The organism is Cytophagia bacterium CHB2, from assembly GCA_030263535.1.
Lineage (GTDB): Bacteria > Zhuqueibacterota > Zhuqueibacteria > Zhuqueibacterales > Zhuqueibacteraceae > Coneutiohabitans.
Map to the genome: position 1 here is coordinate 1 of SZPB01000012.1, position 16538 is coordinate 16538.

Genomic DNA, 16538 nt, shown 5'->3' on the forward strand with positions numbered 1-16538 from the left:
ACCGCCCGGGCGGGCTTCCGGCTATGCCGATTTCGTTTTTGCCTTTATTCGCTTGCTTCACCCAACATCAACGCGCCGATTCCCTCCGCGGAAATCTCAGGCGGGAAGATGCCGGCAAACCGGCCTTTAAACAAAACCGCAATGCGATCCGACAACGCATAAATCTCACTCAATTCGGTCGAGATCAACAATACACCCGCGCCCTGCGCCCGCGCCGCGAGAATCTCTTGATGAATTTTCGCGGTCGCACTTAAATCCACGCCGCGCGTGGGATTGACGGCAATCAACACTTTCGGCCGGCGCGCCAGCTCGCGGCCCACAATGAGCTTTTGTTGATTACCGCCGGAAAGAGTCGTTACCGGCAGATCGAGGTTCGATACGCGTACATCAAAAGTATTCACAATCGTTTGGCAGTATTCGCGCAGCTTCGCGGGTTGCAGCCACCCGTGTTTGTTGAAATCCGGTGCGCGATAGGCTAGTGCGGCGGCATTTTGTGCAATCGTCAATTCCGGAAACAATCCCATCTGCTGCCGATCTCCGGGAATATGTGCGAAGCCGGCGACAAAACGTTTTTGGCTTGCCGGGAGCTTGCCGAACCGGCTGATTTGTTGGTCAATGTCTTGATCTTCAAAATAGATTTTTCCGTCTTCGAGCTGGCGCAAACCGAGCAACACTTCCGCCAATTCCGCCTGGCCGTTGCCGTCCACGCCGGCCACGCCCAAAATTTCACTGGCGCGCAACTCGAACGAAAGCCCGTCGAGCGCGAGATGGCCGGGATTGCCCCGGGCACGTAACCGTTGAGCGCGTAAAACGATTTTGGTTTGCGCGGCCGCCGGTGCACTGCTTGGCGACTTGCCCTGAGCTTGCCGAACGGGCGTAATGGCGCGGCGGATCATCTCGATGTTGGCCTCTGCGGTGTTGAATGCGCCGGAAATCTTGCCGTTGCGCAACACCGTAATGCGGTCGCTCACTGCCTGCACTTCGTGAATCTTGTGCGAGATGAAAATCGTGGCATAACCCTCCTCGCGCAAGCGCTGCAGCAGGGCGAACAACTCCTTCACTTCTTGCGGCGCGAGCACGGCTGTAGGCTCATCCAGAATCAGCAAACGGCATTGCCGCAACAGGGTTTTGACGATTTCCACGCGCTGGCGTTGGCCCACGGAGAGATCCGCAATCTTGCTATTCAGGCTGAATCCCGCATGTTGCGAGGGGCGCGGCGCTTCATTGTTTTTATCGCCGCGTGATTTTTTTTTCATGCGCAGGATTTGGCGCAGCCCCAGCCACGGATGCCTCCGGGATGACGCAGGGTGGGAGATGTTGATGTCAATACCCAGGCGGCGGCAAAGCTCAAGCACCTCGGTTTGCGCCTGCTGCAACGCTGCGCCGCGCACGCCAAAACGTGGATTGCCGAGCAGAAAATTCTCCATCACCGTGAAATCGGGCACGAGCATGAAATGCTGGTGAATCATGCCAATGCCCGCGCGGATGGCGTCTGCCGGACTGGCCGGACGAAACGGCTTGCCCGCGAGTCTCATCTCGCCGGCCTCGGGCTGCAGCAAGCCGTACAAAATATTCATGAGTGTGCTCTTGCCCGCGCCGTTTTCGCCGAGCACTGCGTGAATCTCGCCGGCGTTGACGCTCAAGCTCACGCCGTCGAGTGCGATGGTACTGCCGAAGCGTTTATGCAGGTGGTTGATTTCGAGGAGAGAGGGCATCTAGGGCAATGTTTAGCTAAGTTTGTAATCGCGCCTTCAGGTGTTCACCTTGCGAATTGACCTTCTCGCGCAAGCGAGACTCCGATTTCCCGGCGGCAATCAAAAAAAGAAGGAACTGGCCCTGGTCCCAAGACGAAGGAATCGTCATGTGCGGGATCCAAGAACCAGCTCCTTCCAAATTAACACTGGCAAGATAACAAAATATGGCGCAAATTATTTTCATAAACAAAAGATTTTTTGCCTTCGAACGGAATAACTGTGGAGTTGTGTGCGGCAGGCCATCAAGCTTTGATGAAAAGTAACCATCGTGCAAAATTCAGGTACTAAAGGTACTTTTTTAGCCACGGATGAACACGAATTTCCACGGATTCTCACGGTCAAAAGCCCCGCACCGATGTTTAGACAAGTTGAAAATCGAGGCTCTTCGAGCAGCCGTATGCGTTTAGAAGGTTTAGTCGTCTTGCATTATTCATAATGCAACGCTTCTGCGGGGCGAACCTTGGTCGCCAGCCAACTGGGATACAATCCCGCCGCGCAGGTTAACAGATAAATCAGCGCGATTGAAAGCAGCAAGCCGGTGATGAATACGTTGGTACTAACCCCGACCAAATCAAGCAACGGAAGTTGCACGACGACGATGATTCCGAGTAACAAACCGGCGGAGGTAATGGCAAATAGCTCGCCCAGAATTTGTTTGTAGATATCCTGCGCGGCGGCGCCTTTGGCGCGGCGCAAGCCGATTTCACGCGTGCGCTGCGTAACATTTTGCCACAGCACGCCCACCAGGCCGAAGCCCACCATAATCATCAGAAATGCGGCAATCAAACCGGCGGCAATCAACGGCGCCAGAAAAAGTTTTAAGGATGACTCACGCTTCTGCGCTAGCGGCTGTATTTCAAACGACCATTCCTTGGCCACGGCTTGCAGGCGGTTTGCAAGCTTTTCCTCGAACGCTGCCGTTGTTCCCGGGCGAACTTTGATGAGCAGGTTGCGCGGCGGGCGCTGCGCCGGATTATCCAGTTGCTTCAGCTCAAAGAGATAATTGCCCAACCCCTGATACTCGCCGCCTTGACGAAAATCCGTGACGACTCCGATGACGCGAACTTCTTCATTTGCGGACGACCACGGCTCGAATTGCTGGCCGACCGGATCGTCCTCTCCAAACAATGCCCGGCTGAGTTTTTGATTAATCACCACCGGCTGCCAATTCATGGCTTCGTCGGCTTTTTCAAACCACCGGCCGGCAACGAGCTGCAGCCCCATTACGTCCTTGAAGTCCACGGAGACTTCGTTGACGCCGGCCTCGGCGCGTTTTCCGCGAATTTCGAGGCCGGAAACGCGACCGCCAAAATCGTATGGTGTTGCCAGCGCGCCGGCAACCGCTTCTACTTCGCCCAAATCGCGCGCGGCAAGATATAATTGATTCACTGTCGCCACTTGTTCGGGCGACCAGTAATCGTCGCTGGTTTGATTCATATTAATATTAACCTGCCAAACGTTGTCATAAGAGTATCCCAAAGGCTGGTTATAGTTAGCGATGAAATATGAAACCAGCGTTGCAACGGCAAAGAGTACGAGAAACGTAAAAAAGATTTCGACGATCATCAAAAAGTTGCTTCTTCTACGATTCCACATAAGCTTGCAAATATGCTTGATCATGATATTCCCTCGGATGTTTGATGGGCGGCGCTCGCCTCTCGTGCGCGCATGCGCGAAGAGAGGCAACGTTAATGGTGATGGCAACCTCTCGCGCGACTGCACCGTTAGGAACGCAAGGCCGCAACCGGATGCAATCGCGACATTTTCCACGCCGGATAGACTCCGGAAAAGACGCCAAAAAATAGAACAAGGCATAAACCGTAAAAAAAGATGCGGTAGTTCATGTGAAATTCGGCGTACTGTATCAATCCGCTGTTGGTGAGCAGGTGCAGAATGATAACGGCGAAGACGAAGCCGAGCACGCCGCCGATGAGCGTGAGCAGGACGTTTTCGACGACAAATTGCCCGACGAGAACCCACGAGGAAGCGCCGAAAGCTTTGCGCACGCCGATCTCAGAAGCGCGTTCCATGATGCGGCTGACATTGAGATTGACAAGATTCACGGTGGGCAACACCATGAACATGATCATCAACACAACGATGATTGCCAGCAGCCGGCCGGCATAACTCTCCGCGGAGCGATCATTCGCGAACAAGCCGCGCGCAATTGTTTCAAAAAAAGTTTCCGCCGCAGAAACAACCGTGTTGAACTCGCGGGGATCAGCAAATTCAACCTGCGTGAGTTTGTCTTGAAACTCTTCTTTGATCTTGGCAAAATCAGCGCGATCCTTCGCCAGGATTAAGGCCAGAAAATTGCCCGTCAAATCAGTCGAGGGTTTTGCCTTGGCGGTGCTGAGCGGCACCCACACGTCGGAAAAGGGTGTGAGACGGAAGATCGGGGTATTTTTTACCACGCCCACGACGCGAAAATTTTGACCGTCGACTGCGATCGTTTTGCCCACGGCGTTTGCGTCACCAAAGAAATTTTTGCGTGTGGCTTCATTGATCACAGCAACATCGTTGGCGTTGCGGTTATCCTCCTGCGTGAAAGCCTGCCCTTCCAAAAATTCGAAATCCAAAATTTCCCAAAAAGCGCCGTCGGTATATTTGAGGTAAACAGGTTTGCGTTGCCCGTTTTGATAAGAATTCACTCCGCGAGGAAACGTGAAGATGGAGACTTTTTCCGGGGTGGACAATGTGCGAACATAGCGATCCAAAAAATTATACCCCGCGGCGCCCGACCGGCTACTGCTGCCGTCCGGGCTTGAAATAAACACCGTGAAGACGCCGAGCGAACGATTCAGCCTGGTCTCCGGCGGCAGCGGACCGAAAATATGATCAAGAAAAGCGACCACCACCATCAACACAACCAGCGTGAAGCTGATGCCGAAGAGGCTGATGAAGGTGAAGAATTTCCGCCGCAACAGGACTTTTATGGCGATTTTTAAATAGTTTTTAAGCATAATCTGGTTCCTGGTTGCTTGTTTCTGGTTGCTCGTTGCGTCTTTTCCAGTTTGCTAGCAACAAGCGACCAGCAACGAGTTTAGTTCACCTGCCTCCCATCAAACAGCCGTACAATTCGTTCCGTTTTCTCACCGAGGCGCGGATCGTGCGTGACCATCACAACCGTTGTTTTTTCCTCTTGATTGAGATCGAACAGGATATTCATAATCTCGTCGCCCATGTGGCTGTCGAGATTGCCGGTAGGTTCATCGGCGAGCAGGATTTTAGGTTTGCCCACAATGGCGCGCGCAATTGCGACACGCTGCTGCTGTCCGCCGGAAAGTTGCGAGGGGAAATGATGCACGCGCGAGGCCAGTCCCACACGATCGAGCGCGCGCAGCGCGAGCCGGCGGCGTTCAGCGTTGGAGAGGCGGCGATAAAGCAGCGGGATTTCAACGTTATCCACCACGCTGAGATCATTGATGAGATGAAAGCTTTGAAAAATAAATCCGATATATTCGTTGCGCAACCTCGCAAGCTGCTGGTCGCGATAGGAGGTAATCGTCGCGCCGTTGATCTGAATTTGCCCTCTTGAAGGTTCATCCAACAGCCCGACGAGGTTGAGCAACGTGCTTTTGCCCGAGCCGGACGGCCCCATCACGGCGATGAACTCACCCTCTCGCACGTGCAGATTGAGATTGGCCAGCGCCTGCGTCTCAATCTTGTCGGTGCGATAAACTTTCTCGACGTTTTCAAGTTTTATCATGCTGCCTCCGAAATGTTTTGAACCTCAATGCCTCAAATGTGAACGTTCACTGGAAATTTCGACGGAGAATTCTTTATTTTCGAATTTTCACTTCCTTCATATGAATAAAGTCTCTCATATCCGAAATAATCACTTCCTCGCCTTCTTGCAAGCCCGCCATCACTTCAAAATAATCGAAGCCAACCAGTCCGATGCGCACCGGTGTGCGAACCGCTGCGCCGTCCCGTATCACAAAAACCTCGTGTTCGCCTTCGCCGGTCACGAACGGGCCGCGTTTCACGCGCAGCGTTTTTTCTTTGGCTGCCGTGACCACGTAAACGTCGACGCGCAGATTTGCGCGCAAACGTGGGCTGGTCTTGTCTTCCAGCGCGACGAGAAAAGTGACGATGCCGTTTTGAATTGCCGGCAGCACGCTGGCAATCGTGCCGGCAAGATTGGTTTCATCGTCGATTTTCACGTTGACCGGCAAACCGGCAGCGAGCCGGGAAGCATGCACATCCGAAACCGTGGCCTCCACGCGAAAGGCGTTCAAGTCCGCGATTTTCGCCAGCATTTCGCCCTTGCCAATCGTGACGCCTTCTTGCGGCACCACCCAGGTGAGCACGCCGTTGCGATCGGCTTTCGTCGCCGCCAATTCGAGCTGGCGCGCAGCTTCATCGCGCTCGCCGCGCGTGATTTTGGTTTCGAGCGTCACGCCTTCCAATTGGTTTTGCAGCGATTGTTGCGTATTGGCGATTGAGTTTTCGAGTTGCGCAAATTCGAGGTAAGCAATCTCCAGTTCGAGCTTGCTTTGCCGGACCTGCTCTTTGCTGCTCCCGCCAATCTGAAACAGCTTTTCTTCTTGCTCGACTTTGGTTTGTAGATAATCAATGCGCAGTTTCTTGATTTGAAGTTCGCTGCGCAAATCGTTCAATGTCTTGTCAAGATCGATTCTAAGCTGGGCCTGGCGGTTCTCCTTGAGGGCGAGTTGTTCATTAAGCCGGGCCAGCGCAAGTTTGGCTTCGCTGACATCCAACTCGATAATCGGCTGGCCGATTTGTATTGTTGTGCCGGCCGTGCGCAGAATGCGCAGCACACGCGTGTCCAGCGGGCTGGAGATGACTTGCTCGAACTCCGGTACCACAGTGCCTGCGGCTGAGATCGTTGCAGCCATTGGCCCGGCTTCGACTTTCGCCGTGCGAATGCGGTTCTTGCTCACCGAAGGCGAGATCCAGCCGGGAATCCAAAACAAGAGCGCTGCCACAGCCGCGACAATCACCCCGAGACGAACGTATCGCTTCGTGAGTTGCTCTTTCAAAAAAGCCGGATCAAGTGGTCGATCCACTCTACAGTCTCCTAAAACGTGATGAAGTCAAGTTTTGGTTTTTGAGCACGAGTTGTCATATGAACAGCGCTTGCGTCAACATTTGCTCGCGACAACTGCAAGCAATATGCCGTTTTTTAAGAACTTGATTAGAATGATATTAGCGAGATATGCAGGATCCGAAAGATGTTCGACTTCGAACGGCGGGTGTTCAGAATCAGAGTTAGAGGCAAGACCGTTCACTTAACATTTCGTTCGTAGTCCCGGCCCATTGTGGGCCGATTCTAACGCAAATAATTTCAATCTTCCTGCAGTGCCCCACGAGCGGGCAGGGCTACTGAGTGAACGGTATTGGAGTTAGAGGGGTTGAGCGAGGCAAATCAAAGCTTGTGGAGGGAATGCTATTTTTGCCTTGCCAAAATGAGTTGAATGATTTTCTTAAAATGAATGGCTATCAAGGTGAGTTTGAATTTCATAATAACCTCGTCGAGATGAAGTCGGCTTGGGCAAAAGATGTGTATTACGAAATTTATTGCCCAAGCCGAATGTAAACCAATTTCTATGACAACGACTCAATGCGATCCAACGCCTCTCGTGCCGCGGCCAGGCCAATCTCCGGATTTAAATCCAAATCCTTCTCGGAGAGCAGCATATATTTAACCGTATTGTCTTCGCCGCCGGAAAATGCGGTAACGATATCTGCGAGCATCGTGTATGCCCCGCGCGTTTGATATGCGCCCTCGACCACCTGCCCCAGCGTGGAATAATTGCGCGCCGCGAATTTCGAGCAATTGATCGCATGATCGTTGTGATTGATATAACCTTCGCCGACAATTACCTGGCAGCCCTCCGACCAGTTGCCCACCGCGGTTTCACCCTCGCCGCCCCAATGCACGTTAATCGAGTAATTGCGTTCGAGCGGGCGGGAAAGATCCGCGTCGGTCAGCAGCATATCGCTCGAACGTACCACCAATACGCCCGAGTTCATGGGTTTAAGCCCGTGGTAAACACGGCTCAAATCCGACAGTTTATGCCAGCCAAAGCGATAGATATGTTGCCCCAGCGTTAAAAACGGCGGGCCGGCAGGATGCTGTGAATATCCCGGCTCGGTCGAACCATAAAACTTGAAGGCCAGGCCGTTGATCAATAAAACGAACACATCATCAAACTCACGCACACCGGGCCGCGCCTCATGCCGGCGTATGCCGATCATGTGGATCTTGTTCGGATCCAAATCCCAATTGGCAACGTTCACCGTGTCTGATTTCTGGGCGAATTGCTTGACTTTGCGCAGCATGGGATTGGGATTGGTCAGATATTTCTGTTTGACGAGGCCCAGCAAGTTCATCCACTTGCTGAATTCACGGCTTGGATTTGCGCCCGAAAATGCCGTCCAATCCGCTTTCTTGCTGGCCGCTTGCCAGCGTTTGATATGCTGAAACGAGTTTGGGCCGAGTTTGCCATCCGGAAAGCCGATGCTGCTGTCGTTCTCGACCGTGCGAACATATTCTTGAAAGAGGCGTATCGACGCGGCAGTACGATAACCGCAAATGCCGTCGATTTTTCCCAGCGGAAAGAATCCCGCGTCTTTCAGAAACCGCTGCACCTCCGCGACCTTCATGGCGTTGCCCGTCGCTTTCTCGAACGCAACCCAATGATCGTCCCGTTCCCCGCGCAGTTTCTTCTGGTTTTTCCAATCCTGCTCGACGCCGGTTACACGATGAGCGTAATCAAGGTATTCTCCCAGAGCCGAAGATTGCACCTCGGGATCGTATGCTCCTAATGAAATCATGGTGACGCCTCCTGGTTGGTTCAACAACAGCTTGGCCGTTGCTTTTGCATTTGGATTTTTGATCGGAAAGCGAGGGCCGGCTATCGCGTTAATTCAGTTGTTTTATGGCGGCGCAGATGGCCAAACTATTTCCCCACCAGATAACCCACGCCAAAGCCCGCTGCCGCGCCGGCAACCCCGCCAACGGTTACTTTGAACCACCGGCTCGCGACTTCTTTGCGATATTTCTTGTCGAGCGCCTGATATTCATTCCACAAATTATCATAGGTACTGCGAATGCTGTCGGCCTTCATGGTCAACAGTCTCACTTCATCATCTTTAAGCGTCATCGAGCTGCTGAAACTCGCGATGGTGCTGTCTTTGAGCGCGATTTCACTGCCGCGTTTATCATTTTCAGCTTTTATCTCTGCAACTTCCGCTCCGAAGAAGCGCGGCGCTAACAAGCCGTGCACGCCATCCGAGCGTTGCACATCCCAAAACTGGCCGGCCCAATGCGGAAAAGCATTGTCTAACTCGCCTGTGACTTCCTTCGCTTCCCACAACTTGTCCAGGCGCGCCAGGGTTTTCGCGTGTTCACGCTGCAAATTTTCGAGTTTGTGCTGGATCTCTTCGCGTTCCGCGGCAAGCAGGGCTTCGCGTGCGCGCACGTCGTTCAGCACCACGTCGAGGCTATCGACATAGCGCCGCATCGAGGCGTCGCGGCGCTCCAGCTCTTCCATTTTATCCTTCTGGGCCGCCAGCTTGGCGCGGGTATCTTTCAGAGAAGACCAGATGCTCCATCCCACCGCCACGCCGACAATCAGCAAAACGCCGGTAATGATCCACGAGAAAATGCCTTTGTTATCAGCCATGTTTCACCTCAAGGCGATTGCCGTTTTTAAGAATGCCCAATTTTTGCGCGAATTCCTCCACCACGGCTTCCTCTCCCGAAAGCAAGCGATACGAAATGGCAAAACCCTCCGGCACAGCGTTGAACAACTCGATCTCGGTTTGTCGCGTCTCGACTTCCAGCAGGAGCTGGCGAATCACCCACTTGGCGCCGCGCGCCAGCTTGGCGGCTTCCGTGCGATTGTGTTCCGACATAGATCTGCCTCTTTGGTTTGCATGAAATGGCTGCTGCACGCCGTCATGATTTACAGATAACATGGCATTTCTTAAGGTTATTTTCAATGAGAAAATTTGCGGCGCGTGTGTTTCGCAAAGCCATTCTCGCCGGCTCAAACGCAAAATTGCCACACCTTCTTATCTCGCGGCGAGGCTAGGCTTGGGGGGCAGAGCTATCTTCAAAGACACGGATCGGAAACCAAAATCTCAGAAATTACCGGCGATAGAATTATTTCAAGTTGATAGAGTTAAATTTGTACACTGCCCCGGCGCACGTCGTGTATTGTTTAAATAGATTCAGCTATCGGCCAAAATTTCACAAGCCTAATGAATTTTTCTGAAACCATGCTCTCAAAATTAGATTTTTTACAAACAGCTTGAACGAATAAAGCGCGTGTCGCCTTTTGCCCAATACTACAACGTTACAGCGTTTTTCATTTGGATGAACAGAGTTTGTAGTCCCCGCCCCTTGTGGGCGGCTGTTGAAACCATGAAATTCGCGGTTGCAACAATGCCCCACAAGGGGGCAGGGCTACGAATCCTGTACACGCATTTAAAAAACGCTGTAAGTCGCATTCTGACGGGACTCTATTTCACAAAGGCCCTCGGGCAGAAATGCGATATGCACAATTTCAAACTGGATTGAACGAGTATGACGTTTTGCAGTTGGATAGCCGTGCCCCAAAAGCATGCGATGGCTTTTGAGCAGCCAGCATACCATGTGCATGAAGAAGAATTATGGGCTGGGGTGATTTGAAACCGGTGTATTGCCAAGATAAACCAGCTTAATGGCATCGGCAATCACCGGGCCATTGGCTTTGTTGGAGACGGTGATGCTAGCCTCCGCGCCGCGTTGGAACGAGTAATGGCCAAGCGAATTCCATCGGCCGGAATTGCGGTTTTGATCAACCAAGATTATTTTTTCACCGTTGGCGTGACGGTTGAGATAGTCTTTGCCGTTCAAACTATAGCCGCATATAAGATCGAAACGATCAATAGAAAAAGAATGACGATGGTGACAAGCTGAAATGTCATGATTGAGCTTATAATGCCTCCGCCTTTCTCCCCCAACACTGTCCGGATCGAGCGCAAAAGGGCGCGATACCACACGAACAGCAACGCGCAAATCGGAATGCCGGTCAACAGCGCCATGCCGATCATCCAGGCATGATCCCGCAACGGCACGGCTTCCCGGACAACCGTCACGGCGGCAAACGCGCCCACCGCCAAGCCAAACACGAAACAGGCCATTGCCAGAGTGGCCTTTGAGCTATTCAACGCAAACCTCCTGATTGGTATAGCCAGACGACTTCATGCACAAAACAAATGTCCGGATTCGAATCGCGCCCGCCGCGCGCGAAGGCGGTCACGGACTGCCGTTGTGATCGGAATTCTCTGCCGCTTGTTGCAGCAAGAGCAGAATTTCATCCACTTCCTTGTATTCCAGCCTTCGGTCGTTTTGGCGGGCTTCACTCAGATACTCCATCATTCGCGCAGCAATGCGCTGTAAATCCGCCTCATTGACCTGCCCCTTGGAAGCGGCGTTGGTGAATGCGTCGAGAGCATCGATAAATTTGTCGCGATTGAGGCTCACATAAGCATCCGGGAAATGGCGAAAAAAATGGTAGGCCATATCACCGGCAACCAGGCCCACGGCGGAGTCAACATACTGCATGCGGTTGCTCCAAAGATAATAACCCGCGCCGCCGGCGAGGCCGAACGCCAGTAAAAAACCGGCGAGCATGCCCCTAAAAAAAACTCGCCGCTTGATCATGCCGACCTCAACGGCGAGCAATTTCTGATATCTGCCTTCGTCCATGGTGTTTAGCAAAGTTGAAGTGAAAGGCGATGGAAGAAAAGAGCCGCGATCGTTGATCCATCAGCACAGACGCCAAAAAGAACGGCGACTGCGCCGGCCCGGCGCTCGCGGAGTGATGATTTTGTTACGCGCTTTTATAAGCGCGCGTGTTCCAGAAAAGCCGCTTCTGGCTGCGTTGCACTGCCGTTCATACGGCCGTTTTTCTCCTGTTCTTGGAAATACTCCCAGATGTGGCGAATGATTTGATCGAGCTTCACCGTCGGCTCGTAGCCGACCATGTTCTTGATCTTGGTGAGATCGGGCATGCGGCGCTGCATGTCCTCGAAGCCGGCCTCGTAGGCTTCGGAGTACGGCACTTTGACGATTTCCGAAGTGCTGCCCAGAATTTGCGTGACACGCTCGGCCAGTTCCATGATCGTCACTTCTTCGTTGCTGCCGATATTGAAAATTTGGCCAATGGCTTGTGGATGATTCGCGAGCGCGATCAGCGCCTGCACCACGTCGCCGACATAGCCGAAACAGCGCGATTGCGTGCCGTCGCCGTACACGCGCAGCGGCTGGTTGCGCATCGCCGCTTGCACGAAACGCGGAACGACCATGCCGTATTGCCCGGTTTGCCGCGGCCCGACGGTGTTGAACAAGCGCACGATCACCACCGGCAATTTCATCTCTTTGTGATATGCCAGCGCCAGAAACTCATCGATCGCTTTCGAGCAGGAATAGCTCCAACGGCTTTTCGTTGTCGGGCCGAGAATGCGGTCGTCTTCCTCGTTGAACGGCACTTTTGAGCTTTTGCCGTAGACTTCAGAAGTGGAGGTGATTAAGACTTTTTTCTTGTAGCGATTGGCGGTTTTCAAGACGATCTCCGTGCCGAGCACGCAACGCTCGATCACTTCGACCGGGCGATTCACGATCAATTCCACGCCCACGGCCGAGGCCAGGTGGAAGATCAAATCGCATTCGCTCACCAGGCGATCCATCACCGCCTCGTTCATGATCGTCTCGATGGCGAAATGAAAATTCGGAAACGCGCGCACATGCGCGATATTTTCCAGCTTGCCGGTCGACAAATCGTCGATGATCGTCACCGTGTGCCCGCGCTTCAACAACGCATCCGTGAGATGCGACCCGATGAATCCTGCTCCACCCGTGATCAGCACTTTCATAACTGATTTTACTCCTTGCTTGGTTCGTAACGATAAAGGTTTTATGCGAATGTATTGCGGTTTTCATGTGATTGTCGAAGCCGTCATTCAGGGGAATCTTGTGAGGTATTTGGCATTCTGCCTGCGACTTCACAGGCACCCTTCTGGATGACTAGGTGAATATTTTTAGGGTGTCCGTGAACTCACGCCCTACTCCCGCTGCAATGCGCGTTTTATTTTACCCATCTGCCTTCTGACAAAAAAATAATAGCCCAAACCGTTTTCAATTTTAAAACGGAAATGCGCGAAGGAATCGTTCCATAAAATTTCGGTGCGGCCAATGGCGAACGGGCTTCCCGGCCCGTCTTCATAAAACGGCGGACCGCCGCACGCGCCGCGATAGCCGGCTTCCCGTACGCAATCGCTGATGCGCGCATCGAAGTCGGCAAAAGGATAACAAAAAAAATCCACGGCCGCGCCCAGTTTGGCGGCAATTACTTCACGCGATTCGAAAATCTCGCGATGCAAACGTTCCCGGCTCAACTCCGTCATCTTGACGTGATCCAGGCCGTGTGATTGCAAACTCCAGCTGTGTCTTCGCATGTCACGAATCTCGTTCCACGACATGAATCCCTGCCGGCTCTCCGCCGGCGGCGCATCATCGGCGCGCATCAAATTGCCCGCCAAAAATACCGTGCCAGTGAAATCATATTTTGCCATTAGCGGAAATGCGCGGCTGTAATTGCAATAGTAGCCGTCATCGAAAGTGATCACCAGGGCTTTTTCGGGAACAGGCTCATCGCGCTCGTAATAATCCAGCAGCGCGTGCAAATCAATGGTGCGATAACCTTCTTGGGCCAGCCAGGCCATCTGCCGGGCAAAATTGTCAGGCGATACGCAAAAAGGCCGCCAAACCTTGTCCGCTTCCGAGTCGATGCGATGATAGAGCAGCACCGGAATACGTTGTTTTCGGGATTCGTTGAACGGCATGATCGCATTCAATAAAAAATCGTGGGCGCTATTTCAAAAGACGCGTTGCCAGCGCCCAATCCTGCTTCGAAAAAAGCCTGACGGCCAGCAATGCCAGCAAGTATATGAAAAACGCCAATGGCATCAAAAACCAAATTTGAATCCCGGGAAAAAACGCCAGCACTCCGGCCATGCAGGCTGCTGCGGCAAGCAGTTTGAAGCCGCCGCGCCACAGCGGCTTGCTTTCGAATTTAATCACACGCCGGAAGACGAACGGCGCTTGCAGCGCGACATAGATGAAAATCGCGCCGAGCGCGGCCCACGCCGCGCCGAGGTAGCCGAAACGTTGAATCATCAAAACATTCAAGGCAATGCTGGCCGCCATGCTGACGGCGTTCACGAACAAGTCATAGCGCTGGTTGTTGCTGGCGACAAGCGCATACGCAAAAATCTGCGAGGCGGCATAAGGCACGACGACCCAAATGAGAATGCGCAAAACCGGAACCGCCTCCATAAACGCGTCGCCGTAGATGAGGCCGATCAACTGCGGGGCCAGCAGCGACAGCATCACGGCCACGGGCAGAATGAGCACGAGCAGCACTTGCAAGCCCTTTTTGCACGCCACCTCGAATTGATTCACCGCCGGATTCGCGGCATGGTAATAATGCGAGATGATGGGAAAAAGCGAGTTGACGAAACTGTCCACCACCACCATCGCCAGCATCAAAAACCGGTAAGCGGCGCTGTACAGCCCGACCTCGTCCATCCCGCGCATTTTGGAAAGAATCGAGACATCGACTTTCCAATAAACTGTCACGCAAATCATCGTCAAGGCAAAAACCCGCGCCTGGCCTACGATGCGCCGGGCGAAGGCTGGATCAAAATGAAAGCGGCCGGCGTGTACGGGTTTCGCCGTGTGGCGTTGCAGATACCAGTAGTAAAAACCCGCGCGCGCAAAACGGCAGGCGACAAAAACCCAAACCAGCGCGAGCAATCCGAATCCTTGCCACAAGGCGATCAAACTGAACAGCACACGCAACGCATTTTCCAGCACAGCAGTGTAGCCGACGATGTGCAAACGCTCGATGCCGGCGAGCACGCCCTCGCAAACGTCACACAACGCTGCCGCGAGCAGCGAAAGGCTCACGATGATCGACGCCCACAGTACGGCCTCGCCGTATTGCAGCACGGCGGTAAGCACGATGAGCAGCAGCATGCTCAACAGCGAAAACGGCAGAGCGATCACGCTGCCGTGGCGGAGATAGCGCCACATTTCTTCCGGCTGCTGCGCCACGTTGCGCGTGAGCAGATTCTTCAGGCCGAATGCCGAGATGATTTGAAAGATCGCCTGGTAATTGAAAACCGTGGCATATGCGCCCAGGCCCTCAACTTGCAGCTTCCGGCTGATGGTCACGATCAAGTAGAACGACAACACCGGCTGAAGCGCATTCGCCAAGATCAGCACCGAGGTATTGCGAAAAAAGCGTTGCAGCGTGGACATGTGACCCGGCCGGCTCAAGTGAGTTGCGCCGCGCGCGTTTTGGCGCCGTAAACGTTCGCAAAAATGCGCTCGAAGCTCGACACTTGATGCGCCAAAGAAAATTCCGTCTCCACTGTGCGGCGCCCTACCTGCGCCAGCAGCGGCCATCGTTCCTGTTCATTCAAGCATTGCAGCAGCAGTTTTTGCAAAGCAGAAGCATCTGCCGGCGGCGCGAGAAAACCATTTTCACCGTGGCTCACCACTTCGGGAATGCCGCCAACCGCGGTGGCCACTACCGGCTTTTGCGCGGCCATCGCCTCCAGTACGACATTCGGCAAACCTTCGGAAACCGAAGGCAGCACAAAAAGATCCAGAGCGCCGAGGATTTCATTGACGTCGTTGCGCGCGCCGAGAAAAGTGATATGGCCGCTCATTCCCAGCGCCCGCGCCTGCGTCTCCAACTCCGCCCGCAACGAGCCTTCGCCGGCAAAAATCGCGTGCGCGCGCGGAAATTGTTTGACAATCGCCGGAAACGCTTCGATAAAAAAGCGATGGCCTTTGGGCGGCTCCAGCCTGGCCATAACGCCGATGAGAATCGCATCACTGGGAACGCCCAGCTCCCGGCGCTTGGCAAGGGTAGTCTGGCGATCGGCGGGACGGTATTTCTCCAAATCCACGCCATAGTGAATCACATGAATTTTCTCCGCCGGAATGTTGCGGCGCTTGATCAACGAACGTTTGATTTCATGCGAAACCGGAATGATCCGATCCACCCATTTCATTGCCAGGCGATAACCGGCGCGGCGCTGAAAATTATTGTGAAACGGATCACCTTCGTGAGAAACGGTTTCCCAGGAAAAAATCGCCGGCACACCGGCGAGCTTGGCGGCAAGGGCGCCAATGATGTCTGCCCAAAGCAAAGTGGTTTGCACGATATCGATCCGGCGTTGCCGCATCAAACGATAGAGCCGCCAAACCGGCAGCGGATCGAAAGCGGATCGCCGCGCGAATTGAAAAATATCGACGCCGAGTTGCTGAAATTTTTGTTCGAGCGGGCCGGTGGGGCCGACATTGGCCAGCAGGACCTCAAATCTCTGCTTATCGAGATGCGCAATCAGCTCCAGCAATTTGGATTCAGCGCCGCCCATGCGGAAACCGTCGACGATTTGCAGCACGCGCAAGCGCTTTTTATCCGATCGGCCGGGTTGATCGCTTTCGTTGCGCCCGGGCGAGACATAATCGGCAGCGCCGCTTTCCATGTGCGGGGGCATTGGCCTTTGCCTTTGTTGCGGCTGTAACAATAAATCGTGTTCCATGTTCACGTCCTCTTTCCTGTACCGGGGTAAAACGATAACGCCGAACGAGCTTGCTGCAGCCGGCGCAACTACTTTCCTCTCCACCTCATTCAATGTGAAACGATGATTCAATCGCCGCATCGCAATTGTTGGCTCATCGTCTCGCCG

The 16538-nt window shown here is 53.6% G+C and carries 15 protein-coding genes; all 15 read right to left on the reverse strand.

All coding sequences use genetic code 11. The annotated features are described in order from the left end of the window. Positions 1–44: 44 nt before the first annotated feature. Positions 45–1715, reverse strand: coding sequence for an ABC transporter ATP-binding protein (locus tag FBQ85_02545; GenBank protein ID MDL1874041.1), 1671 nt, complete (start codon positions 1713–1715; stop codon positions 45–47). Positions 1716–2180: 465 nt separating this feature from the next. Beyond that, positions 2181–3569: an FtsX-like permease family protein gene (locus tag FBQ85_02550; GenBank protein ID MDL1874042.1), complete on the reverse strand. Its 1389-nt coding sequence runs from the start codon at positions 3567–3569 to the stop codon at positions 2181–2183. Continuing rightward, positions 3479–4717 carry an FtsX-like permease family protein gene (locus tag FBQ85_02555; GenBank protein ID MDL1874043.1) on the reverse strand — a complete coding sequence of 413 codons (1239 nt, stop codon included), beginning with the start codon at positions 4715–4717 and terminating at the stop codon, positions 3479–3481. The genes FBQ85_02550 and FBQ85_02555 overlap by 91 nt, the downstream gene beginning before the upstream one ends. A gap of 80 nt (positions 4718–4797) precedes the next feature. After that, the gene (locus FBQ85_02560) at positions 4798–5463 is read right to left on the reverse strand and encodes an ABC transporter ATP-binding protein (GenBank protein ID MDL1874044.1); all 666 of its coding nucleotides are present in this window, start codon (positions 5461–5463) and stop codon (positions 4798–4800) included. Between the two features lie 73 nt (positions 5464–5536). Then, a complete protein-coding gene (locus tag FBQ85_02565; protein ID MDL1874045.1) occupies positions 5537–6787 on the reverse strand; it encodes an HlyD family efflux transporter periplasmic adaptor subunit in 1251 nt (416 codons plus the stop codon). A 538-nt stretch (positions 6788–7325) separates the two neighbouring features. Beyond that, a complete protein-coding gene (locus FBQ85_02570) occupies positions 7326–8558 on the reverse strand; it encodes a peptidoglycan-binding protein (GenBank protein MDL1874046.1) in 1233 nt (410 codons plus the stop codon). Between the two features lie 125 nt (positions 8559–8683). Then, entirely contained in the window at positions 8684–9409 is a 726-nt protein-coding gene (locus FBQ85_02575) for a hypothetical protein (GenBank protein ID MDL1874047.1), read from the reverse strand. Beyond that, positions 9402–9641, reverse strand: a complete 240-nt coding sequence (locus tag FBQ85_02580) for a hypothetical protein (GenBank protein MDL1874048.1) — start codon at positions 9639–9641, stop codon at positions 9402–9404. The genes FBQ85_02575 and FBQ85_02580 overlap by 8 nt, the downstream gene beginning before the upstream one ends. A 757-nt stretch (positions 9642–10398) precedes the next feature. Continuing rightward, the gene (locus tag FBQ85_02585) at positions 10399–10626 is read right to left on the reverse strand and encodes a hypothetical protein (GenBank protein ID MDL1874049.1); all 228 of its coding nucleotides are present in this window, start codon (positions 10624–10626) and stop codon (positions 10399–10401) included. After that, the gene (locus tag FBQ85_02590; protein ID MDL1874050.1) at positions 10623–10940 is read right to left on the reverse strand and encodes a hypothetical protein; all 318 of its coding nucleotides are present in this window, start codon (positions 10938–10940) and stop codon (positions 10623–10625) included. The genes FBQ85_02585 and FBQ85_02590 overlap by 4 nt, the downstream gene beginning before the upstream one ends. Positions 10941–11028: 88 nt before the next feature. Further along, complete coding sequence (locus FBQ85_02595; protein ID MDL1874051.1) at positions 11029–11481, reverse strand: hypothetical protein; 453 nt, start codon at positions 11479–11481, stop codon at positions 11029–11031. A gap of 134 nt (positions 11482–11615) precedes the next feature. Continuing rightward, complete coding sequence (locus FBQ85_02600) at positions 11616–12647, reverse strand: NAD-dependent epimerase/dehydratase family protein (GenBank protein MDL1874052.1); 1032 nt, start codon at positions 12645–12647, stop codon at positions 11616–11618. 189 nt (positions 12648–12836) lie between these two features. Further along, positions 12837–13616 carry a hypothetical protein gene (locus tag FBQ85_02605; GenBank protein ID MDL1874053.1) on the reverse strand — a complete coding sequence of 260 codons (780 nt, stop codon included), beginning with the start codon at positions 13614–13616 and terminating at the stop codon, positions 12837–12839. Between the two features lie 28 nt (positions 13617–13644). Beyond that, positions 13645–15243 carry a hypothetical protein gene (locus tag FBQ85_02610; protein ID MDL1874054.1) on the reverse strand — a complete coding sequence of 533 codons (1599 nt, stop codon included), beginning with the start codon at positions 15241–15243 and terminating at the stop codon, positions 13645–13647. Next, entirely contained in the window at positions 15111–16511 is a 1401-nt protein-coding gene (locus tag FBQ85_02615) for a glycosyltransferase (GenBank protein MDL1874055.1), read from the reverse strand. Before FBQ85_02615 ends, FBQ85_02610 begins: the two co-directional genes overlap by 133 nt. Positions 16512–16538 lie beyond the last annotated feature (27 nt).